Genomic DNA, 20,417 nt, shown 5'->3' on the forward strand with positions numbered 1-20,417 from the left:
GGTAACACTGAAGGGTCGGCCGTTTCCCGGATGCCCATTCCCGGGTCGGCCGAGTTCCTGCGCGCGGCAACGGCGCCGAGCGTTCATCACCGGCTTCGAGCCGGTAGTAGCCGTGCCAGAAGGGGACCCTGTGACGACCCGACCCGACACCAAGACCCAGCTCGCCTCCCTGCTCGCCGAGATCGAGCGACGCAATCCGGCCCAGCCCGAGTTCCACCAGGCCGCTCACGAGGTACTGGAGACACTGGCGCCGGTGATCGCGGCTCGGCCGGAGTACGCGGAGGCAGGGCTCGTGGAGCGGTTGTGCGAGCCGGAGCGGCAGATCATCTTCCGGGTGCCGTGGCAGGACGACCACTGCCGGGTGCACGTCAACCGTGGTTTCCGGGTGGAGTTCAACAGCGCGCTGGGCCCGTACAAGGGCGGTCTGCGCTTCCACCCGTCCGTCGATCTGGGCGTCATCAAGTTCCTCGGCTTCGAGCAGATCTTCAAGAACGCGCTGACCGGGCTCGGCATCGGCGGCGGCAAGGGCGGCAGCGACTTCGACCCGCACGGGCGGAGCGACGCCGAGGTCATGCGGTTCTGCCAGTCGTTCATGACGGAGCTGTACCGGCACATCGGCGAGCACACCGACGTGCCGGCCGGTGACATCGGTGTCGGCACCCGTGAGATCGGCTATCTGTTCGGCCAGTACCGGCGGATCACCAACCGCTGGGAGGCCGGTGTGCTCACCGGCAAGGGCTCGAACTGGGGCGGCTCGCTGATCCGGCCGGAGGCCACCGGGTACGGCAACGTGCTCTTCGCGGAGGCGATGCTGCGCGAGCGCGGCGAGGAGCTGGAGGGCCAGACTGCGGTCGTCTCCGGCTCCGGAAACGTCGCGATCTACACCATCGAGAAGCTGACCGCCCTCGGTGCGAACCCGCTGACCTGCTCGGACTCCAGCGGATACGTGGTCGACGACAAGGGCGTCGACGTGGAGCTGCTGAAGCAGATCAAGGAGGTCGAGCGCGGCCGGATCAGCGAGTACGCCGAGCGGCGGGGCACCTCCGCGCGGTTCGTGCCCGGCGGGCGGGTCTGGGAGGTCCCGGGCGACGTCGCGCTGCCCTCGGCGACGCAGAACGAGCTGGACGAGAAGGACGCGGAGACGCTCATCCGCAACGGAGTGAAGGCCGTGTCCGAGGGCGCGAACATGCCGGCGACGCCCGAGGCCGTGCACCTGTTCCAGCACGCCGGGGTGGCCTTCGGCCCTGGCAAGGCGGCGAACGCGGGCGGGGTCGCGGTCAGCGCCCTGGAGATGGCGCAGAACCACTCCCGTACGGCGTGGACGGCCGCCCAGGTGGAGCGGGAGCTGGCGCTCATCATGAGCGACATCCACACCACCTGCCACGAGACCGCCGAGCGCTACGGCGCCCCCGGCGACTACGTGACCGGCGCGAACATCGCCGGCTTCGAGCGGGTGGCCGACGCGATGCTCGCCCAGGGCGTCATCTGACGGCCTTCCCCCGGCCCACGATCGTCCGGTGCGCCGACGGACGATCGCGGGCGGCGGTGTGAACGTGGAGCCGCCGCGAGTGTGCCGGGGCCGGTTTCACCCGGACCCGGCGGTCAGCGGGCGGTCCCCGGTGTGCCCAGCAGCCGGCGGCGTCCACGCCGTCGAACGCCCCGGCGCGGGCCATGGTCTCCTTGCCGGTGCCGTTCTCCTCCGCGGGGGTGCCCAGCAGCACCGCCGTGCCGCCGAGCGCGGGCATCACTCGCGCCAGCGCCAGGAAGGCGCCGACGCCGGACGCGCAGATGACGTTGTGGCCGCAGGCGTGCCCGATGCCCGGCAGGGCGTCGTACTCCGCCAGCACCCCCACGGTGGGCCCCTGCCCGGTGCCCGCGGTGGCGCGCAGCGCGGTGGGCAGGCCGTACACCCCGGTCTCTGCCTCGATGCCGTGCGACCGCAGCAGTTCGGCGACGCGCGCCACCGCGCGGTGCTCCTCGAAGCCGGGCTCCGGGTCCTGGTGCAGGGCGTGGCTCAGGGCGAGCAGGGCCTCCCGGTCCTCGGCGACGGCGGCGTCGATCCGGGCGTGCAGCTCCTGGTCGGCCCCGGTGTACGGGGACTCCCACGCGGTGGACTGCTCGGCCGCGCGGGCGGCCTTGCGGGCCAGTTCCTCCGGGTGCGCGCGGCCCGCGCTCCGGCGAGCTGGTAGCTGAGGGAGAGCCCGGTGTAGCGGATCCGGGGCGCGAACCACGTGGTGATCATGGTGCCGATGGTGGCGTAGGCCACGGTGCTGGCCAGCATGGCCAGACCCATGCCCGCCCAGAGGCCCGGGATGGTGCCGATGTCGGCGAGCCAGAACATCGGGAACGCCACCAGCAGGTGCGAGAGGAGTCCGATCAGGGTGACCCGGCGCACCCCGAACCGGTCCGCCAGCATCGCCGAGACCGGCGTGAAGACGATCACCACGAGCGAGCAGAAGATCCCGGCGGTGGAGACCTGCGCCTCGCTGAAGTGCAGGTGGTCGAGGGCGTAGACGGACATGAAGGTGACGATGACGTAGTAGCCGCCGACGGTGACCAGGAAGGCTCCGGAGGCCAGGAGCCAGGGGCGCCACGCGGTGCGGATCACGCCGACCAGCGGGATCTGCCGGGCGGACTCCTTCTCCTGATCGGCGCGCTTCTGCGCCTCGCCGAACTCCGGGGACTCCTCCAGCTGGCTGCGGATCAGGAGCCCGGTGATCACCAGCAGGCTGGGGAGGAGGAATGGGATTCGCCAGGTCCAGCTGATGAGCGCGTCATGGCCCGGCAGGGAGGCCAGTGCGAAGACGCCGGTGGCGAGGAAGAAGCCGACACCGTCGCCGATCTGCGGGAAGGAGCCGTACAGGGCCCGGCGCCTGGGCGGTGCGCTCTCGACCGCGTACAGCACGGCGCCGCCCCACTCGCCGCCGACCGCCAGCGACTGAAGGATGCGGACGACCAGCAGCAGCGCGGGGGCGAGGGCACCGGCGGAGGCGTAGCCGGGGAGCAGGCCGATGAGGAAGGTCGAGACGCCGGCGCGTCCTGGAGTGCCGCCGTCATGGTCTTCAGTATGGCCTCGATGTCCTGGCTCGCGCCGTGGGTGATCGTGGCCAGGGTGGCCAGGGCTAGGTCCTCACGGGCCAGGGCCGGGTCGGTGATCACTGGCATGTTGTTCGGCCCCGCGACGATGGGCCGCACGGTCAGTGAGGGCCACGAGCAGAATCCGATGGGCTCGGGCCGGGCGGCCCATGTGGCCGTGGCGCGGTCCTGGCAGATGACGAGCAGCAGCGGTGGCAGTCGGTACTTGCTGCGCAGGTACGCGAGGTAGTAGCCCCAGCTGACGGGTTTCTCGGGGGTCCTTCCAACCGCGCCGCCGGGCGGCCGCTGGTTTGACCTGTGTCACCTGCGGGGTAATATCCCCGACTCGATTGGCCAGGCCCCCGCCCACTGTGGCAGACTGTCCGAGTTGCTCGGTCGAGCGTTGATGCCGCGCGCCTCCCGCCGGGAGGACTGGAAGCGAGTCCCACGGTACTCGTCGCCCTAACTGCCTCACGGCAGCGCTGGGGCGGACGTACGGGAATCTTCCGGGAAGCGTGGGTGCGACATCGACCAGGCACCCGGTGGGCCTTCGCCCCCGGCTCGCGGTACCGGTAGGGCCGTGTGCAATCCCGAAGGATGTTCGAACAAGGGGCATCCATGTCAGCGGGAGCGCGACACGCCCGACCGCGTGGGTCGGAGAGGGTCGAGGGGACACCGGGTTCCGGAGCGTATAGAGAGACAGGACTACGGAGTAGCCATGGCGGGACAGAAGATCCGCATCCGGCTCAAGGCCTACGACCACGAGGTCATCGACTCCTCGGCGAAGAAGATCGTCGAGACGGTGACCCGTACTGGTGCGTCGGTCGCGGGCCCGGTGCCGCTGCCCACTGAGAAGAACGTGTACTGCGTCATCAAGTCGCCGCACAAGTACAAGGACTCGCGCGAGCACTTCGAGATGCGCACGCACAAGCGCCTGATCGACATCCTCGACCCGACCCCCAAGACCGTTGACTCTCTGATGCGACTCGACCTCCCGGCCGGTGTCGACATCGAGATCAAGCTCTGAGGCCGGTGATCTGAGAGATGACCAAGCAGATCAAGGGCATCCTGGGCGAGAAGCTCGGCATGACGCAGGTCTGGGACGAGAACAACCGTGTCGTCCCGGTGACCGTCGTCAAGGCCGGCCCCAACGTCGTCACCCAGGTTCGTACGAACGACGTCGACGGCTACGAGTCGGTCCAGATCGCCTTCGGCGAGATCGACCCGCGCAAGGTGAACAAGCCCCTCAAGGGCCACTTCGCGAAGGCCGACGTCACCCCCCGTCGTCACCTCGTCGAGATCCGCACCGCGGACGCCGCCGAGTACACCCTCGGCCAGCAGATCACCGCCGAGGTGTTCGAGGCCGGCGTGAAGGTCGACGTCACCGGCAAGAGCAAGGGCAAGGGCTTCGCCGGTGTCATGAAGCGCCACAACTTCGGTGGCCTCGGCGCCGGACACGGCACCCAGCGCAAGCACCGCTCGCCCGGTTCCATCGGCGGCTGCGCCACGCCGGGCCGTGTGTTCAAGGGCCTCCGCATGGCGGGTCGCATGGGCAACGAGCGGGTCACCACCCAGAACCTGACCGTCCACGCCGTTGACGCGGAGAAGGGTCTGCTGCTCATCAAGGGCGCGGTTCCCGGTCCGAACGGCGGCCTCGTCCTGGTCCGCACCGCGGCCAAGGGGGCCTGAGGTAACCGATGAGCACTGTTGACATCCTTTCGCCGGCGGGCGAGAAGGCCGGTACCGTCGAGCTCCCCGCGGAGATCTTCGGCGTTGAGAAGGTCAGCATCCCGCTGATCCACCAGGTCGTCGTCGCGCAGCTGGCCGCGGCCCGTCAGGGCACGCACAAGACCAAGACCCGTGGCGAGGTCCGCGGCGGTGGCAAGAAGCCGTACCGCCAGAAGGGCACCGGTCGCGCCCGTCAGGGTTCGACCCGCGCGCCGCAGTTCGCCGGTGGTGGCGTCGTCCACGGCCCGCAGCCGCGTGACTACTCCCAGCGGACCCCGAAGAAGATGAAGGCCGCGGCCCTGCGCCACGCCCTCACCGACCGGGCCCGCCACAACCGCATCCACGTCGTCTCCGGCGTGGTCGAGGGTGAGACCGCCTCCACCAAGGCCGCCCGGACGCTGTTCGGCAAGATCTCGGAGCGCAAGAACCTGCTCCTGGTCGTCGACCGCGCCGACGAGGCCGCGTGGCTGTCCGCCCGCAACCTGCCCCAGGTCCACATCCTGGAGCCGGGCCAGCTGAACACGTACGACGTTCTCGTCTCGGACGACGTGGTCTTCACCAAGGCCGCTTTCGAGTCCTTCGTCGCCGGCCCGCAGGCCAACGACACCGAAGGGAGCGAGGTCTGATGGCCATCCGTCACCCCGCTATCGCCTCGAAGGCCGCCAAGGCCGCCAAGGCCGCGCGCGTCGCCAAGGCGCGTCGCCACGCCACCGAGGGCAAGAACACCGTCGAGACCCCGCTGAGCAAGTCGTACACGGACCCCCGTGACGTCCTGCTGAAGCCGGTCGTCTCGGAGAAGAGCTACGCGCTCCTCGACGAGAACAAGTACACGTTCATCGTCGACCCGAACGCCAACAAGACCCAGATCAAGCAGGCCGTCCAGGCGGTCTTCGACGTCAAGGTCACCGGGGTCAACACGATCAACCGCCAGGGCAAGCGCAAGCGGACCAAGACCGGCTTCGGTCAGCGTGCCGCCACCAAGCGAGCGATCGTGACCCTCGCCGAGGGCGACCGTATCGACATCTTCGGCGGTCCGACCGCCTGAGGGCGGTCCGGATCGTCCGATATCGGACGAGGACTGAGAAATGGGAATCCGCAAGTACAAGCCGACTACGCCGGGCCGTCGTGGCGCCAGCGTCGCCGACTTCGTCGAGGTCACGCGGTCCACGCCGGAGAAGTCGCTGGTCCGTCCTCTGCACAGCAAGGGCGGCCGTAACAATTCCGGTCGTGTGACCGTTCGCCACCAGGGTGGCGGACACAAGCGCGCCTACCGCGTGATCGACTTCCGTCGTCACGACAAGGACGGCGTGCCGGCGAAGGTCGCGCACATCGAGTACGACCCCAACCGCACCGCGCGCATCGCGCTGCTGCACTACGCCGACGGCGAGAAGCGCTACATCCTCGCGCCGCGCGGCCTGTCGCAGGGTGACCGCGTCGAGAACGGCCCCGCGGCCGACATCAAGCCGGGCAACAACCTGGCGCTGCGCAACATCCCGGTCGGTACCACGATCCACGCGATCGAGCTCCGTCCCGGTGGCGGCGCCAAGTTCGCCCGCTCCGCCGGTGCCTCCGTGCAGCTGCTCGCGAAGGAGGGCTCGATGGCCCACCTCCGCATGCCCTCCGGTGAGATCCGCCTGGTCGACCAGCGCTGCCGCGCCACGGTCGGCGAGGTCGGCAACGCCGAGCAGAGCAACATCAACTGGGGCAAGGCCGGCCGCAAGCGGTGGCTGGGCGTTCGCCCGACCGTCCGTGGTGTGGTCATGAACCCGGTGGACCACCCGCACGGTGGTGGTGAGGGCCGGACCTCCGGTGGCCGCCACCCGGTGTCCCCGTGGGGCAAGAAGGAAGGCCGTACTCGTTCTCCCAAGAAGGCGAGCAACAAGTACATCGTCCGCCGCCGCAAGACGAACAAGAAGCGCTAAGGACGGGTTGAGATGCCTCGTAGCCTGAAGAAGGGGCCCTTCGTCGACGACCACCTGATCAAGAAGGTGGACGCCCAGAACGAAGCCGGCACCAAGAACGTCATCAAGACCTGGTCCCGCCGCTCGATGATCGTCCCGGCCATGCTGGGCCACACGCTGGCGGTGCACAACGGCAAGACCCACATCCCGGTGTTCGTCACCGAGTCGATGGTCGGCCACAAGCTCGGCGAGTTCTCGCCGACGCGCACCTTCCGGGGTCACGTCAAGGAAGACCGGAAGTCGAAGCGCCGCTAGTAGCGGATCGCATTCAGACACGTAAGTAACTGAAGGGACAACCATGGAAGCCAGGGCCCAGGCGCGGTACATCCGCGTCACGCCCATGAAGGCCCGCCGCGTGGTGGACCTCATCCGTGGCATGGACGCCACGGAGGCCCAGGCTGTTCTGCGATTCGCTCCGCAGGCAGCCTCCGTGCCGGTCGGCAAGGTGCTCGACAGCGCCATCGCCAACGCCGCGCACAACTACGACCACACCGACGCCGACAGCCTCTACATCTCCGAGGCGTACGTCGACGAGGGTCCGACCCTGAAGCGGTTCCGTCCGCGCGCCCAGGGCCGTGCCTACCGGATCCGCAAGCGGACCAGCCACATCACCGTGGTCGTCAGCAGCAAGGAAGGAACCCGGTAATGGGCCAGAAGGTAAACCCGCATGGGTTCCGGCTCGGTGTCACGACCGACTTCAAGTCGCGTTGGTACGCCGACAAGCTGTACAAGGACTACGTCAAGGAAGACGTCGCCATCCGTCGGATGATGACGTCCGGCATGGAGCGCGCCGGCATCTCCAAGGTGGAGATCGAGCGCACCCGTGACCGTGTCCGCGTGGACATCCACACCGCGCGTCCGGGCATCGTCATCGGCCGCCGTGGCGCCGAGGCCGACCGCATCCGCGGCGACCTCGAGAAGCTCACGGGCAAGCAGGTCCAGCTGAACATCCTCGAGGTCAAGAACCCCGAGACGGACGCTCAGCTGGTGGCCCAGGCCGTTGCCGAGCAGCTCTCCTCCCGCGTCTCCTTCCGCCGTGCCATGCGCAAGAGCATGCAGTCGGCGATGAAGGCCGGCGCCAAGGGCATCAAGATCCAGTGCGGTGGCCGCCTCGGCGGCGCCGAGATGTCCCGCTCGGAGTTCTACCGCGAGGGCCGTGTGCCCCTGCACACGCTCCGCGCGAACGTGGACTACGGCTTCTTCGAGGCCAAGACGACCTTCGGCCGCATCGGTGTGAAGGTCTGGATCTACAAGGGCGACGTCAAGAACATCGCCGAGGTCCGCGCCGAGAACGCCGCCGCCCGTGCGGGCAACCGCCCGGCCCGTGGTGGCGCCGACCGCCCGGCCCGTGGTGGCCGCGGTGGCGAGCGGCGCGGTCGCAAGCCGCAGCAGCAGTCGGCTCCGGCCGCCGAGGCCCCCAAGGCCGAGGCTCCGGCCGCTGCCGCTCCGGCTGAGAGCACCGGAACGGAGGCCTGACCGAAATGCTGATCCCCCGTAGGGTCAAGCACCGCAAGCAGCACCACCCGAAGCGCAACGGTATGTCCAAGGGTGGAACGCAGGTTGCGTTCGGCGAGTACGGCATCCAGGCGCTGACCCCGGCCTACGTGACGAACCGCCAGATCGAGGCGGCTCGTATCGCGATGACCCGCCACATCAAGCGTGGCGGCAAGGTCTGGATCAACATCTACCCGGACCGTCCGCTGACCAAGAAGCCCGCCGAGACCCGCATGGGTTCCGGTAAGGGTTCGCCGGAGTGGTGGATCGCGAACGTCAAGCCCGGCCGGGTGATGTTCGAGCTGTCCTACCCGAACGAGAAGATCGCCCGTGAGGCGCTGACCCGTGCGGCCCACAAGCTGCCGATGAAGTGCCGGATCGTCAAGCGCGAGGCAGGTGAAGCGTGATGTCGGCCGGTACCAAGGCGTCCGAGCTGCGCGAGCTGGGCAACGAGGAGCTTCTGGGCAAGCTCCGCGAGGCCAAGGAAGAGCTGTTCAACCTCCGTTTCCAGGCGGCGACCGGGCAGCTCGAGAACCACGGCCGTCTCAAGGCGGTCCGCAAGGACATCGCGCGGATCTACACCCTGATGCGCGAGCGTGAGCTGGGCATCGAAACGGTGGAGAACGCCTGATGAGCGAGAAGAACGTGACTGAGAACGCAGAGGCGCGCGGCTTCCGCAAGACCCGTGAGGGTCTCGTCGTCAGCGACAAGATGGACAAGACCGTCGTCGTCGCCGTCGAGGACCGCGTCAAGCACGCGCTGTACGGCAAGGTCATCCGCCGTACCGAGAAGCTCAAGGCGCACGACGAGCAGAACGCCGCGGGTATCGGCGACCGCGTCCTCCTGATGGAGACCCGGCCGCTGTCCGCGACGAAGCGCTGGCGCGTCGTCGAGATCCTCGAGAAGGCGAAGTAAGAAGCGGGGGCACCGCCCCCGCTGACCCCCGCTGGGGGCTCCGCCCCCGGGCCCCGGCCCGGAACCGGCGAAGTCCCCGGTGCGGGTTTCCGCCTCCAGAGGCACTAGTAATTTCCTGCGGGAGCTACCCGCAGGACGGTTCCGCCAGGCTCGGCGAGGTCCGCAAGTCACTTACGGACCTCGCCGGGAACCGGCAGACAATCAGGAGATAGACGTGATCCAGCAGGAGTCGCGACTGCGTGTCGCCGACAACACTGGTGCGAAGGAGATCCTTTGCATCCGTGTGCTCGGTGGCTCCGGTCGCCGCTACGCGGGCATCGGTGACGTCATCGTCGCCACCGTCAAGGACGCGATCCCCGGTGGCAACGTGAAGAAGGGTGACGTCGTCAAGGCGGTCATCGTTCGCACCGTCAAGGAGCGCCGCCGTCCGGACGGCTCGTACATCCGCTTCGACGAGAACGCCGCCGTCATCCTCAAGAACGACGGCGACCCTCGTGGCACCCGTATCTTCGGCCCGGTCGGCCGTGAGCTGCGCGAGAAGAAGTTCATGAAGATCATCTCCCTCGCGCCGGAGGTGCTGTGAGCATGAAGATCAAGAAGGGCGACCTGGTCCAGGTCATCACCGGCAAGGACAAGGGCAAGCAGGGCAAGGTCATTGCCGCTTACCCGCGCGACGAGCGTGTCCTGGTCGAGGGTGTCAACCGGGTCAAGAAGCACACCAAGGCCGGCCCGACCGCCCGCGGTTCCCAGGCCGGCGGCATCGTGACCACCGAGGCCCCGATCCACGTGAGCAACGTTCAGCTCGTCGTGGAGAAGGACGGCCAGAAGGTCGTCACGCGTGTCGGTTACCGCTTCGACGACGAAGGCAACAAGATCCGCGTTGCCAAGCGGACGGGTGAGGACATCTGATGGCTACCACCACCACTCCGCGTCTGAAGCAGAAGTACCGCGAGGAGATCGCGGGCAAGATGCGTGACGAGTTCAAGTACGAGAACGTCATGCAGATTCCCGGTCTCGTCAAGATCGTGGTCAACATGGGTGTCGGCGACGCCGCCCGTGACTCGAAGCTGATCGAGGGCGCCATCCGCGACCTCACCACGATCACCGGCCAGAAGCCGCAGGTCACCAAGGCCCGCAAGTCCATCGCGCAGTTCAAGCTGCGTGAGGGCCAGCCGATCGGTGCTCACGTCACGCTCCGTGGCGACCGCATGTGGGAGTTCCTGGACCGCACCCTGTCGCTCGCGCTGCCGCGCATCCGCGACTTCCGCGGCCTGTCCCCCAAGCAGTTCGACGGCCGTGGCAACTACACCTTCGGTCTCACCGAGCAGGTCATGTTCCACGAGATCGACCAGGACAAGATCGACCGCGTCCGGGGTATGGACATCACCGTGGTCACCACGGCGACCAACGACGCTGAGGGCCGCGCGCTCCTTCGTCACCTCGGCTTCCCGTTCAAGGAGGCGTGAGCGAGATGGCGAAGAAGGCTCTGATCGCTAAGGCTGCTCGCAAGCCCAAGTTCGGTGTGCGCGGCTACACCCGCTGCCAGCGCTGTGGCCGTCCGCACTCCGTGTACCGCAAGTTCGGCCTGTGCCGTGTGTGCCTTCGTGAGATGGCTCACCGCGGCGAGCTGCCGGGCGTGACCAAGAGCTCCTGGTAACAGCCCACTTGGGTTGAAGCAGGACTCTCGGTAAGCAACTGGGGTCGGCAGGAGGCCCACCTCACATGCCTTAGGCTTGTGGGGTTGGGCGCCTGCCGCGCCCTTACGACTTACTACGCCGTAGGTCCACCGCGCCGCACCCGTCCCGTCTCGGATCGGGGAGAGGGATGGCGCACCAGGAAACCCCGGCGAGAGAGGCCGAAGGCCAATTCATGACCATGACTGATCCGATCGCAGACATGCTTACGCGTCTGCGGAACGCGAACTCGGCATACCACGACAGCGTGTCGATGCCGCACTCGAAGATCAAGTCGCACATCGCGGAGATCCTCCAGCAGGAGGGCTTCATCACGGGCTGGAAGGTCGAGGACGCCGAGGTCGGCAAGAACCTCGTCCTGGAGCTGAAGTTCGGCCCCAACCGTGAGCGCTCCATCGCGGGCATCAAGCGGATCTCCAAGCCCGGTCTCCGGGTGTACGCGAAGTCCACCAACCTGCCGAAGGTGCTCGGCGGCCTCGGCGTGGCGATCATCTCCACGTCCCACGGGCTCCTCACCGACAAGCAGGCCGGCAAGAAGGGCGTGGGTGGGGAAGTCCTCGCCTACGTCTGGTAGCGGAAGGGAACGGAGGAAACAGCTATGTCGCGCATCGGCAAGCTCCCCATCGCGGTTCCCGCCGGCGTGGACGTCACCATCGACGGCAGCACGGTCTCGGTCAAGGGCCCCAAGGGCACGCTGACCCACACCATCGTGACGCCGATCGAGATCGCCAAGGGCGAGGACGGCACCCTGCAGGTGACCCGCCCCAACGACGAGCGTCAGAACAAGGCCCTGCACGGCCTGTCCCGCACGCTGGTGGCGAACATGATCACCGGCGTGACCCAGGGTTACGTGAAGAAGCTCGAGATCAGCGGTGTCGGTTACCGCGTGACGGCCAAGGGCTCGAACCTCGAGTTCGCGCTCGGCTACAGCCACCCGATCACCGTCGAGGCGCCCGAGGGCATCACCTTCAAGGTGGAGACCCCCACCCGCTTCCAGGTCGAGGGCATCGACAAGCAGAAGGTCGGCGAGGTTGCGGCCAACATCCGCAAGCTGCGCAAGCCCGACCCGTACAAGGCCAAGGGCGTCAAGTACGAGGGCGAAGTCATCCGCCGCAAGGTCGGAAAGGCGGGTAAGTAAGCCATGGCATACGGGCAGAAGATCCTCAAGGGCGACGCCTACAAGCGCGCCGCGATCAAGCGCCGCCACATCCGGATCCGCAAGCGGATCTCCGGTACGGCGGAGCGTCCCCGTCTGGTCGTGACCCGCTCCAACCGCCACATCGTGGCGCAGGTGATCGACGACCTGAAGGGCCACACCCTGGCGTCGGCGTCCACCCTGGACAGCTCGATCCGCGGTGGCGAGAACGACAAGTCGGCGCAGGCCAAGCAGGTCGGCGCCCTGGTCGCCGAGCGTGCCAAGGCCGCCGGCGTCGAGGCTGTCGTGTTCGACCGTGGTGGCAACCAGTACGCCGGGCGCATCGCCGCCCTGGCGGACGCCGCCCGCGAAGCCGGCCTGAAGTTCTGAGCCGGTTCCGAGCTAGCGGAAACAGAGAGAGGTAATTCCAATGGCTGGACCCCAGCGCCGCGGTGGCGGTGCCGGTGGCGGCGAGCGGCGGGACCGGAAGGGCCGTGACGGCGGCGCAGCTGCCGCCGAGAAGACCGCGTACGTTGAGCGCGTTGTCGCGATCAACCGCGTCGCCAAGGTTGTGAAGGGTGGTCGTCGCTTCAGCTTCACCGCGCTGGTCGTGGTGGGCGACGGTGACGGCACCGTGGGTGTCGGATACGGCAAGGCCAAGGAGGTGCCGGCCGCCATCGCCAAGGGCGTTGAGGAGGCCAAGAAGCACTTCTTCAAGGTCCCCCGGATCCAGGGCACCATCCCGCACCCGATCCAGGGTGAGAAGGCTGCCGGCGTCGTGCTGCTCAAGCCCGCTTCCCCGGGTACCGGCGTTATCGCCGGTGGTCCGGTGCGTGCCGTGCTCGAGTGCGCCGGTATCCACGACGTGCTGTCGAAGTCGCTCGGCTCCGACAACCAGATCAACATCGTGCACGCGACGGTGGAGGCCCTCAAGGGCCTGCAGCGTCCCGAGGCGATCGCGGCCCGCCGCGGTCTGCCGCTGGAGGACGTGGCCCCCGCGGCCCTGCTCCGTGCGCGTGCCGGGGCGGGTGCGTAATCGTGGCGCAGCTCAAGATCACGCAGGTCAAGTCCTACATCGGCAGCAAGCAGAACCACCGTGACACCCTGCGTTCGCTCGGGCTCAAGAAGCTCGGCGACGTGGTCGTCAAGGAGGACCGCCCCGAGTTCCGCGGCATGGTGCACACCGTCCGCCACCTCGTGACGGTCGAGGAGGTCGACTGATCATGGCGGAGCAGAACCCGCTGAAGATCCACAACCTCCGTCCCGCCCCGGGCGCCAAGACCGCCAAGACCCGTGTGGGTCGTGGTGAGGCGTCCAAGGGTAAGACGGCCGGTCGTGGTACCAAGGGCACCAAGGCCCGCTACCAGGTTCCGGAGAGCTTCGAGGGCGGCCAGATGCCGCTGCACATGCGTCTCCCGAAGCTGAAGGGCTTCAAGAACCCGTTCAAGACCGAGTTCCAGGTCGTGAACCTCGACAAGCTGGCCGCGCTCTACCCCGAGGGTGGCGAGGTCACGGTCGAGGACCTGGTGGCCAAGGGTGCCGTTCGCAAGAACAGCCTCGTCAAGGTCCTCGGCCAGGGCGAGGTCTCCGTGGCGCTGCAGGTGACGGTGGACGCCGTCTCCGGCTCCGCCAAGGAGAAGATCACCGCCGCCGGCGGTTCTGTCACCGAGCTCGTCTGAGCCCGATGACGTAAAGCGGTCCCGACCGGGGGTACCTCACAATGAGGTATCCCCGGTTGGTCGTTCCACGGGAGGCAGTATCGCCGGTAAGGTGGCCTGCACCGTTATTTGTCGTCGAACCTCACCACCGTCACCCTGACGCACTTGCGCGGGGTCGCAGGAGGCACCGTGCTCACCGGCTTCGCCCGGGCGTTCAGGACGCCCGACCTGCGCAAGAAGCTGCTCTTCACGCTCGGCATCATCGTGGTGTACCGCGTCGGTACCCACATTCCGATCCCGGGTGTCAACTACAAGGCCGTTCAGCAGTGTGTCAGCGAGGCCTCGGGCAACCAGGGCCTCTTCGGCCTGGTGAACATGTTCAGCGGCGGTGCGCTGCTGCAGATCACGATCTTCGCTCTGGGCATCATGCCGTACATCACGGCGAGCATCATCCTTCAGCTGCTGACCGTGGTGATCCCGCGGTTGGAGGCCCTCAAGAAGGAGGGCCAGACCGGCACCGCGAAGATCACCCAGTACACCCGCTACCTGACGGTGGCGCTGGCCATCCTCCAGGGCACCGGCCTGGTGGCCACCGCTCGCAGCGGCGCCCTGTTCTCCGGATGCTCGGCGGCCGGGAGCATCGTCCCGAACCAGGCGATCTTCAACACGATCGTCATGGTGATCGTCATGACCGCCGGTACGGCCACGGTCATGTGGCTCGGTGAGCTCATCACCGACCGCGGTATCGGCAACGGCATGTCGATCCTGATGTTCATCTCGATCGCCGCCACTTTCCCGTCCGCTCTGTGGGCCATCAAGAAGCAGGGCAAGCTCGCCGAGGGCTGGATCGAATTCGGCACCGTCATCCTCGTCGGCCTGGTCATGGTCGGCCTGGTCGTCTTCGTCGAACAGGCCCAGCGCCGAATTCCGGTGCAGTACGCCAAGCGCATGATCGGCCGCCGTTCCTACGGTGGTACGTCGACGTACATCCCGCTGAAGGTCAACCAGGCGGGTGTGATCCCCGTCATCTTCGCGTCGTCGCTGCTCTACATTCCGGCACTCATCGCCCAGTTCTCCGGGGGCAACTCCGGATGGAAGACCTGGGTTCAGCAGAACCTGACCAAGGGCGACCACCCGATCTACATCACGATGTACTTCCTGCTCATCGTGTTCTTCGCCTTCTTCTACGTGGCGATCTCCTTCAACCCCGAAGAAGTCGCCGACAACATGAAGAAGTATGGTGGCTTCATCCCGGGCATCCGGGCTGGCCGACCGACCGCTGAGTACCTTTCGTACGTGCTCAACCGGATCACCTGGCCGGGTTCGCTGTATCTGGGCCTGATCGCTCTCGTACCGACAATGGCGTTGGTCGGCTTCGGGGCGAACCAGAACTTCCCCTTCGGCGGGACCAGCATCCTCATCATCGTGGGTGTCGGACTCGAGACGGTGAAGCAGATCGAGAGCCAGCTCCAGCAGCGCAATTATGAAGGGTTCCTCCGCTGATGCGAATCGTCCTCGTCGGACCGCCGGGTGCCGGCAAAGGAACACAGGCCACGCGCCTGGCCGGGAAGCTGAGCATTCCGCACATCTCCACCGGTGACCTGTTCCGCGCCAACATCAGTCGGCAGACGGAGCTCGGCAAGCTCGCGAAGTCCTACATGGACGCCGGAAACCTGGTGCCCGACGAGGTCACCATCGCGATGGCCAAGGACCGCATGGAGCAGCCCGACGCCGAGGGCGGCTTCCTGCTGGACGGTTTCCCGCGCAATGTGTCGCAGGCCGAGGCGCTGGACAAGCTGCTCCAGGGCGAGGGCATGAAGCTGGACGCGGTCCTCGACCTCGAGGTCCCCGAGGACGAGGTCGTCAAGCGCATCGCGGGTCGCCGCACCTGCCGCAACGACTCGGCGCACGTCTTCCACGAGACGTACAGCCCGCCGAAGAAGGAGGGCGTCTGCGACGTCTGCGGCGGTGAGCTGTACCAGCGGGACGACGACTCCGAGGAGACCGTGCGCAAGCGGCTGGAGGTCTACCACACGCAGACCGAGCCGATCATCGACTACTACCGGGCGCAGGGCCTGGTCGTGACGATCTCCTCGCTCGGTCCGGTGGACGAGATCACGCAGCGCGCGCTGGAGGCGCTCAAGCGCGACTAGCCGCGCTGCTCGGCCGCGGTTCCCTCTGGGGGCCGCGGCCGACGTGTGCACGGCGCCGGTGCGGTCGTCCCCGGTTCTGTGCCCCCGGACGCCCGCATCGGCCCGCACGGCCTCGTTCCCGCATGCTGGACGGGCCCGGTTCCGCTTCCCCGTATTGTTGAACGCGTCCGTCATCGTTGAAGGCGTTCGTCTTCCTTCCGGTCCTAGAAAGGCCGTAGTCCCCATGGTGCAGATCAAGTCCCCCGAGCAGATCGCCAAGATGCGTGCGGCGGGGCTGGTCGTCGCCGCCATCCACGCGGCCACCCGGGAGGCGGCCGTGCCCGGGGCGACCACCAAGGACCTGGACCAGGTGGCCCGCAAGGTGCTCGCCGAGCACAACGCCAAGCCGAACTTCCTCGGCTACGGCGGCTTCCCCGCGACGATCTGCACCTCCGTGAACGAGGTCGTCGTCCACGGCATCCCCTCCGACGACGTCGTCCTCAAGGACGGGGACGTCATCTCCATCGACTGCGGCGCGATCATCGACGGCTGGCACGGCGACGCGGCCTTCACCGCGTTCGTCGGCTCCGGTCACTCCCCGGAACTGGTCGAGCTCTCCCGGGTGACCGAGGAGTCGATGTGGGCCGGCATCGCCGCCATGAAGCAGGGCAACCGGCTGGTCGACATCTCCCGTGCCGTCGAGACGTACATCCGCCGCCAGCCGAAGCCGGGCGGCGGCCGCTACGGGATCATCGAGGACTACGGCGGCCACGGCATCGGCACCGAGATGCACATGGACCCGCACCTGCTCAACTACGTCGACCGGCGGCGCGGCAAGGGCCCGAAGCTGGTCCCCGGCTTCTGCCTGGCCATCGAGCCCATGGTCTCCCTGGGCACCCCGAGGACCCAGGTCCTCGAGGACGACTGGACGGTCATCACCACGGACGGCACCTGGTCCTCCCACTGGGAGCACTCGGTGGCCCTGACCGAACAGGGTCCCCTGGTCCTGACGGCCCCGGACGGCGGCAAGGCGAAGCTGGCCGAGCACGGCATCACGGCCGCGCCGGACCCGCTGGCCTGAAAAGGTCCCCGCCCGCCTTACGGCCGCCGGTCCGAGTCGGACCCGGCCGCATGATGATCTCGGAGCTGGGGCAGACTTTCTCGATTCGTCTTTCGCAGAGGGCTGACGTAGACTGACTCGTCGGCTCTCATGTATTCCCATGTCCGCATGCGGGACATGGAGTCGATCAAGGTAGTCGATTCGAAGGGCGAAGCGTGGCCAAGAAGCAAGGTGCCATCGAGATCGAGGGCACTGTCGTCGAGTCTCTGCCGAACGCCATGTTCAAGGTCGAGCTCCAGAACGGCCACCAGGTCCTGGCACACATCAGCGGCAAGATGCGCATGCACTACATCCGCATCCTCCCTGACGACCGGGTCGTGGTGGAGCTGTCTCCGTACGACCTCACGCGTGGCCGGATCGTCTACCGGTACAAGTAGATCTTGCCCAGGCCCCGCGTTCCACCGGGGGGCCGCCGGCAACTGACCCGGAGAACCTCACATCCCATGAAGGTCAAGCCGAGCGTCAAGAAGATCTGCGACAAGTGCAGGGTGATCCGCCGTCACGGCCGGGTCATGGTCATCTGCGACAACCCGCGCCACAAGCAGCGCCAGGGCTGACGCACGACCGACCGCACCCTCTGCACTCCCATCGCAGAGATTCGCGCGACGCGAGCTGAATATGTTCATACGCAGGACCCGAGCCGCAGCGCGGCTTGACACCCCCGGTTCGGAGGCCGGGGACCCGGTTCGTACCTGGTACGGCGGCCGGGAATCGGTCCTGCGGAAGACCTCCGAAGATCAACTGGAGCCATTGAATGGCACGCGTTTCCGGTGTTGACATCCCGCGCGAAAAGCGCGTGGAGGTCGCCCTCACCTACGTGTTCGGCATCGGCCGGACCCTCTCCCAGCAGACGCTGGCCGCCACCGACGTCGACCCGAACACCCGCGTTCGCGACCTCTCCGAGGAGCAGCTCGTCGCGATCCGCGAGTACGTCGACAACAACATCAAGACCGAGGGTGACCTCCGTCGCGAGATCCAGGCCGACATCCGCCGCAAGGTCGAGATCGGCTGCTACCAGGGTCTGCGTCACCGCCGCGGTCTGCCCGTCCGCGGTCAGCGCACCAGCACCAACGCCCGCACCCGCAAGGGCCCGCGTCGCGCCATCGCCGGCAAGAAGAAGCCGGGCAAGAAGTAGTCCGCAGCGACACTCGCCGTCCAGCGGTCTTCGCTGTAGGACCGACCACCTCCCGTAGGAGTTTTCGACATGCCCCCCAAGGGACGTCAGGGCGCTGCCAAGAAGGTGCGCCGCAAGGAAAAGAAGAACGTCGCTCACGGCCACGCGCACATCAAGAGCACGTTCAACAACACCATCGTTTCGATCACCGACCCGTCGGGCAACGTGATCTCCTGGGCCTCCGCCGGCCACGTCGGCTTCAAGGGTTCCCGGAAGTCCACGCCGTTCGCCGCGCAGATGGCCGCCGAGTCGGCTGCCCGCCGCGCCCAGGAGCACGGCATGCGCAAGGTCGACGTGTTCGTCAAGGGTCCGGGCTCCGGCCGTGAGACCGCGATCCGTTCCCTGCAGGCCACCGGTCTCGAGGTCGGCTCCATCCAGGACGTCACCCCGACCCCGCACAACGGCTGCCGCCCGCCGAAGCGCCGCCGCGTCTGAGCACGGCTGCTTCACGCCGGTTTCCGGGCGGTACGGCCCTTTTGGGCCGTGCCGCCCGTACCCTTGCAGTACCCGCACCTTTTTTCCGGTGCGGCCTGGTCGGGCGTCATATAGCGGGCGCCCACGACTGAAGGATCTGATCCACACATGCTGATCGCTCAGCGACCCTCGTTGACCGAAGAGGTCGTCGACGAGTTCCGCTCCCGGTTCGTGATCGAGCCGCTGGAGCCGGGCTTCGGCTACACCCTCGGCAACTCCCTGCGCCGCACCCTCCTGTCGTCGATCCCCGGCGCTGCTGTCACCAGCATCCGCATCGACGGCGTCCTGCACGAGTTCACCACCGTGCCGGGCGTCAAGGAGGACGTCACCGACCTGATCCTCAACATCAAGCAGCTGGTCGTCTCCTCGGAGCACGACGAGCCGGTCGTGATGTACCTGCGCAAGCAGGGCCCGGGTCTGGTCACCGCCGCCGACATCGCGCCGCCGGCCGGTGTCGAGGTGCACAACCCCGACCTGGTCCTCGCCACGCTCAACGGCAAGGGCAAGCTGGAGATGGAGCTGACCGTCGAGCGCGGTCGCGGCTACGTCTCCGCCGTGCAGAACAAGCAGGTGGGTCAGGAGATCGGCCGTATCCCGGTCGACTCGATCTACTCGCCGGTGCTGAAGGTCACGTACAAGGTCGAGGCCACGCGTGTCGAGCAGCGCACCGACTTCGACAAGCTGATCGTCGACGTCGAGACCAAGCAGGCCATGCGTCCGCGTGACGCCATGGCGTCGGCCGGCAAGACCCTGGTGGAGCTGTTCGGTCTGGCCCGCGAGCTCAACATCGACGCCGAGGGCATCGACATGGGCCCGTCCCCGACGGACGCCGCCCTGGCCGCCGACCTGGCGCTGCCGATCGAGGAGCTGGAGCTCACGGTCCGCTCCTACAACTGCCTCAAGCGTGAGGGCATCCACTCCGTGGGTGAGCTCGTCGCCCGCTCCGAGGCCGACCTGCTGGACATCCGCAACTTCGGTGCGAAGTCCATCGACGAGGTCAAGGCGAAGCTGGCCGGCATGGGCCTGGCCCTGAAGGACAGCCCGCCCGGATTCGACCCGACCGCCGCGGCGGACGCGTTCGGCGCCGACGACGACGCGGACGCCGGTTTCGTCGAGACCGAGCAGTACTGAGCGCTCCGCGGGGAGGCCGTACTGTGACTGCGGGCCGGCTGTGGCTGGTCGCGCAGTAGTTCCCCGCGCCTTTCCAGATGCCTCTTCGGGGGCATCTGGATCTCCGACGGGCGACCGCTCGCTCGGATACTGACCCCGGTACCTGATACGGCCGGGGCAGACAACTAGGAGAAGAACCATGCCGAAGCCCGCCAAGGGTGCCCGTCTGGGCGGCAGCGCCGCGCACGAGAAGCTGCTCCTCGCGAACCTCGCGAAGGCGCTGTTCGAGCACGGCCGCATCACCACCACCGAGGCGAAGGCCCGCCGCCTGCGCCCGTACGCCGAGCGTCTGGTCACCAAGGCGAAGAAGGGCGACCTTCACAACCGCCGCCAGGTGCTCCAGGTCATCACGGACAAGAGCATCGTCCACACGCTCTTCGCCGAGATCGGCCCGCGTTACGAGAACCGTCCGGGTGGCTACACCCGCATCACCAAGATCGGCAACCGCCGTGGCGACAACGCGCCCATGGCCGTGATCGAGCTGGTCGAGGCGCTGACGGTGCAGCAGAACGCCGTGGGTGAGGCCGAGGCCGCCACCAAGCGTGCGGTCAAGGAGGCCGAGGAGGCCAAGGTCGAGGAGACCAAGGCGGACGAGGCTCCGGTCGAGGCGACCGAGGAGTCCAAGGACGCCTGAGGCCCTGCCTGACGTCGGAAGCGGGTCCGCCCCTCGGGGCGGGCCCGCTTCCG

Annotated in this window: 32 protein-coding genes and 2 pseudogenes; 31 read left to right on the forward strand and 3 right to left on the reverse strand. The window is 67.5% G+C overall.

Annotated elements, in window-relative coordinates; translation table 11 throughout:
• Nucleotides 1–130 precede the first annotated feature (130 nt).
• Nucleotides 131–1,489 carry an NADP-specific glutamate dehydrogenase gene (gene gdhA / locus ACFY3J_RS16195; protein ID WP_384175932.1) on the forward strand — a complete coding sequence of 453 codons (1,359 nt, stop codon included), beginning with the start codon at nt 131–133 and terminating at the stop codon, nt 1,487–1,489.
• Here gdhA and ACFY3J_RS16200 read toward each other — a convergent pair.
• The 3 genes and pseudogenes from ACFY3J_RS16200 to ACFY3J_RS16210 all read right to left on the reverse strand — a co-directional run.
• Entirely contained in the window at nt 1,482–2,231 is a 750-nt protein-coding gene (locus ACFY3J_RS16200) for a M20/M25/M40 family metallo-hydrolase (protein WP_390841075.1), read from the reverse strand. The genes gdhA and ACFY3J_RS16200 overlap by 8 nt on opposite strands.
• Before the next feature lie 50 nt (nt 2,232–2,281).
• Nucleotides 2,282–3,013, reverse strand: a pseudogene (locus ACFY3J_RS16205) (MFS transporter); the annotation flags it as partial.
• Between the two features lie 17 nt (nt 3,014–3,030).
• Nucleotides 3,031–3,357: pseudogene (locus ACFY3J_RS16210) on the reverse strand (hypothetical protein); the annotation flags it as partial.
• A 436-nt stretch (nt 3,358–3,793) separates the two neighbouring features.
• Here ACFY3J_RS16210 and rpsJ point away from each other — a divergent pair.
• From rpsJ to rplQ, 30 genes are all read left to right on the forward strand, one after another.
• The gene (rpsJ, locus tag ACFY3J_RS16215) at nt 3,794–4,102 is read left to right on the forward strand and encodes a 30S ribosomal protein S10 (RefSeq protein ID WP_003948644.1); all 309 of its coding nucleotides are present in this window, start codon (nt 3,794–3,796) and stop codon (nt 4,100–4,102) included.
• Nucleotides 4,103–4,119: 17 nt separating this feature from the next.
• Nucleotides 4,120–4,764 carry a 50S ribosomal protein L3 gene (rplC, locus tag ACFY3J_RS16220; RefSeq protein WP_384175928.1) on the forward strand — a complete coding sequence of 215 codons (645 nt, stop codon included), beginning with the start codon at nt 4,120–4,122 and terminating at the stop codon, nt 4,762–4,764.
• Between the two features lie 8 nt (nt 4,765–4,772).
• Nucleotides 4,773–5,429: a 50S ribosomal protein L4 gene (rplD, locus tag ACFY3J_RS16225; protein WP_384175926.1), complete on the forward strand. Its 657-nt coding sequence runs from the start codon at nt 4,773–4,775 to the stop codon at nt 5,427–5,429.
• Nucleotides 5,429–5,848: a 50S ribosomal protein L23 gene (gene rplW, locus ACFY3J_RS16230; RefSeq protein WP_384175924.1), complete on the forward strand. Its 420-nt coding sequence runs from the start codon at nt 5,429–5,431 to the stop codon at nt 5,846–5,848. The genes rplD and rplW overlap by 1 nt, the downstream gene beginning before the upstream one ends.
• Nucleotides 5,849–5,888: 40 nt before the next feature.
• Nucleotides 5,889–6,725: a 50S ribosomal protein L2 gene (gene rplB / locus ACFY3J_RS16235; RefSeq protein ID WP_384175922.1), complete on the forward strand. Its 837-nt coding sequence runs from the start codon at nt 5,889–5,891 to the stop codon at nt 6,723–6,725.
• 12 nt (nt 6,726–6,737) lie between these two features.
• Entirely contained in the window at nt 6,738–7,019 is a 282-nt protein-coding gene (gene rpsS / locus ACFY3J_RS16240) for a 30S ribosomal protein S19 (RefSeq protein ID WP_023547380.1), read from the forward strand.
• A gap of 43 nt (nt 7,020–7,062) precedes the next feature.
• Complete coding sequence (gene rplV, locus ACFY3J_RS16245) at nt 7,063–7,410, forward strand: 50S ribosomal protein L22 (RefSeq protein ID WP_019329637.1); 348 nt, start codon at nt 7,063–7,065, stop codon at nt 7,408–7,410.
• The gene (rpsC, locus tag ACFY3J_RS16250; RefSeq protein ID WP_009190135.1) at nt 7,410–8,240 is read left to right on the forward strand and encodes a 30S ribosomal protein S3; all 831 of its coding nucleotides are present in this window, start codon (nt 7,410–7,412) and stop codon (nt 8,238–8,240) included. The genes rplV and rpsC overlap by 1 nt, the downstream gene beginning before the upstream one ends.
• 5 nt (nt 8,241–8,245) lie before the next feature.
• Entirely contained in the window at nt 8,246–8,665 is a 420-nt protein-coding gene (gene rplP, locus ACFY3J_RS16255; RefSeq protein WP_009190136.1) for a 50S ribosomal protein L16, read from the forward strand.
• Nucleotides 8,665–8,889: a 50S ribosomal protein L29 gene (gene rpmC / locus ACFY3J_RS16260; RefSeq protein WP_018564811.1), complete on the forward strand. Its 225-nt coding sequence runs from the start codon at nt 8,665–8,667 to the stop codon at nt 8,887–8,889. The genes rplP and rpmC overlap by 1 nt, the downstream gene beginning before the upstream one ends.
• On the forward strand, nt 8,889–9,173 hold the full coding sequence (gene rpsQ, locus ACFY3J_RS16265) for a 30S ribosomal protein S17 (RefSeq protein ID WP_141359372.1): 285 nt from the start codon (nt 8,889–8,891) through the stop codon (nt 9,171–9,173). The genes rpmC and rpsQ overlap by 1 nt, the downstream gene beginning before the upstream one ends.
• Before the next feature lie 214 nt (nt 9,174–9,387).
• Entirely contained in the window at nt 9,388–9,756 is a 369-nt protein-coding gene (rplN, locus tag ACFY3J_RS16270) for a 50S ribosomal protein L14 (protein ID WP_003998823.1), read from the forward strand.
• A 2-nt stretch (nt 9,757–9,758) separates the two neighbouring features.
• Nucleotides 9,759–10,082 carry a 50S ribosomal protein L24 gene (gene rplX / locus ACFY3J_RS16275; RefSeq protein WP_225825003.1) on the forward strand — a complete coding sequence of 108 codons (324 nt, stop codon included), beginning with the start codon at nt 9,759–9,761 and terminating at the stop codon, nt 10,080–10,082.
• Complete coding sequence (gene rplE, locus ACFY3J_RS16280; protein ID WP_067299852.1) at nt 10,082–10,639, forward strand: 50S ribosomal protein L5; 558 nt, start codon at nt 10,082–10,084, stop codon at nt 10,637–10,639. Before rplX ends, rplE begins: the two co-directional genes overlap by 1 nt.
• Nucleotides 10,640–10,644: 5 nt before the next feature.
• Complete coding sequence (locus ACFY3J_RS16285) at nt 10,645–10,830, forward strand: type Z 30S ribosomal protein S14 (protein WP_003948630.1); 186 nt, start codon at nt 10,645–10,647, stop codon at nt 10,828–10,830.
• Nucleotides 10,831–11,042: 212 nt separating this feature from the next.
• A complete protein-coding gene (gene rpsH, locus ACFY3J_RS16290) occupies nt 11,043–11,441 on the forward strand; it encodes a 30S ribosomal protein S8 (protein ID WP_014674378.1) in 399 nt (132 codons plus the stop codon).
• Between the two features lie 24 nt (nt 11,442–11,465).
• A complete protein-coding gene (gene rplF / locus ACFY3J_RS16295) occupies nt 11,466–12,005 on the forward strand; it encodes a 50S ribosomal protein L6 (RefSeq protein ID WP_384175916.1) in 540 nt (179 codons plus the stop codon).
• A gap of 3 nt (nt 12,006–12,008) precedes the next feature.
• Nucleotides 12,009–12,392, forward strand: coding sequence for a 50S ribosomal protein L18 (gene rplR / locus ACFY3J_RS16300; RefSeq protein ID WP_384175914.1), 384 nt, complete (start codon nt 12,009–12,011; stop codon nt 12,390–12,392).
• 40 nt (nt 12,393–12,432) lie between these two features.
• Nucleotides 12,433–13,038: a 30S ribosomal protein S5 gene (gene rpsE / locus ACFY3J_RS16305; RefSeq protein WP_073951481.1), complete on the forward strand. Its 606-nt coding sequence runs from the start codon at nt 12,433–12,435 to the stop codon at nt 13,036–13,038.
• A gap of 2 nt (nt 13,039–13,040) precedes the next feature.
• Nucleotides 13,041–13,223 carry a 50S ribosomal protein L30 gene (gene rpmD / locus ACFY3J_RS16310; protein ID WP_361422424.1) on the forward strand — a complete coding sequence of 61 codons (183 nt, stop codon included), beginning with the start codon at nt 13,041–13,043 and terminating at the stop codon, nt 13,221–13,223.
• A gap of 2 nt (nt 13,224–13,225) precedes the next feature.
• Complete coding sequence (rplO, locus tag ACFY3J_RS16315; RefSeq protein WP_141359368.1) at nt 13,226–13,681, forward strand: 50S ribosomal protein L15; 456 nt, start codon at nt 13,226–13,228, stop codon at nt 13,679–13,681.
• Nucleotides 13,682–13,849: 168 nt separating this feature from the next.
• Nucleotides 13,850–15,163, forward strand: coding sequence for a preprotein translocase subunit SecY (secY, locus tag ACFY3J_RS16320; protein WP_384176328.1), 1,314 nt, complete (start codon nt 13,850–13,852; stop codon nt 15,161–15,163).
• Complete coding sequence (locus tag ACFY3J_RS16325; RefSeq protein ID WP_225077988.1) at nt 15,163–15,813, forward strand: adenylate kinase; 651 nt, start codon at nt 15,163–15,165, stop codon at nt 15,811–15,813. Before secY ends, ACFY3J_RS16325 begins: the two co-directional genes overlap by 1 nt.
• Before the next feature lie 223 nt (nt 15,814–16,036).
• A complete protein-coding gene (gene map / locus ACFY3J_RS16330) occupies nt 16,037–16,873 on the forward strand; it encodes a type I methionyl aminopeptidase (protein WP_390841076.1) in 837 nt (278 codons plus the stop codon).
• Nucleotides 16,874–17,067: 194 nt separating this feature from the next.
• Nucleotides 17,068–17,289, forward strand: coding sequence for a translation initiation factor IF-1 (gene infA, locus ACFY3J_RS16335; RefSeq protein WP_003948620.1), 222 nt, complete (start codon nt 17,068–17,070; stop codon nt 17,287–17,289).
• A gap of 66 nt (nt 17,290–17,355) precedes the next feature.
• Complete coding sequence (rpmJ, locus tag ACFY3J_RS16340; protein ID WP_003974245.1) at nt 17,356–17,469, forward strand: 50S ribosomal protein L36; 114 nt, start codon at nt 17,356–17,358, stop codon at nt 17,467–17,469.
• Nucleotides 17,470–17,666: 197 nt separating this feature from the next.
• A complete protein-coding gene (gene rpsM / locus ACFY3J_RS16345; RefSeq protein WP_141359361.1) occupies nt 17,667–18,047 on the forward strand; it encodes a 30S ribosomal protein S13 in 381 nt (126 codons plus the stop codon).
• Nucleotides 18,048–18,116: 69 nt separating this feature from the next.
• Nucleotides 18,117–18,521, forward strand: a complete 405-nt coding sequence (gene rpsK, locus ACFY3J_RS16350) for a 30S ribosomal protein S11 (RefSeq protein ID WP_003956432.1) — start codon at nt 18,117–18,119, stop codon at nt 18,519–18,521.
• Between the two features lie 147 nt (nt 18,522–18,668).
• Nucleotides 18,669–19,691: a DNA-directed RNA polymerase subunit alpha gene (locus ACFY3J_RS16355; protein WP_003966937.1), complete on the forward strand. Its 1,023-nt coding sequence runs from the start codon at nt 18,669–18,671 to the stop codon at nt 19,689–19,691.
• A 178-nt stretch (nt 19,692–19,869) separates the two neighbouring features.
• The gene (gene rplQ, locus ACFY3J_RS16360; protein WP_384175907.1) at nt 19,870–20,364 is read left to right on the forward strand and encodes a 50S ribosomal protein L17; all 495 of its coding nucleotides are present in this window, start codon (nt 19,870–19,872) and stop codon (nt 20,362–20,364) included.
• Nucleotides 20,365–20,417: the final 53 nt, after the last annotated feature.

Source organism: Streptomyces sp. NPDC001231 (assembly GCF_042896885.1).
In the GTDB taxonomy this organism is placed as follows: Bacteria; Actinomycetota; Actinomycetes; order Streptomycetales; family Streptomycetaceae; genus Streptomyces.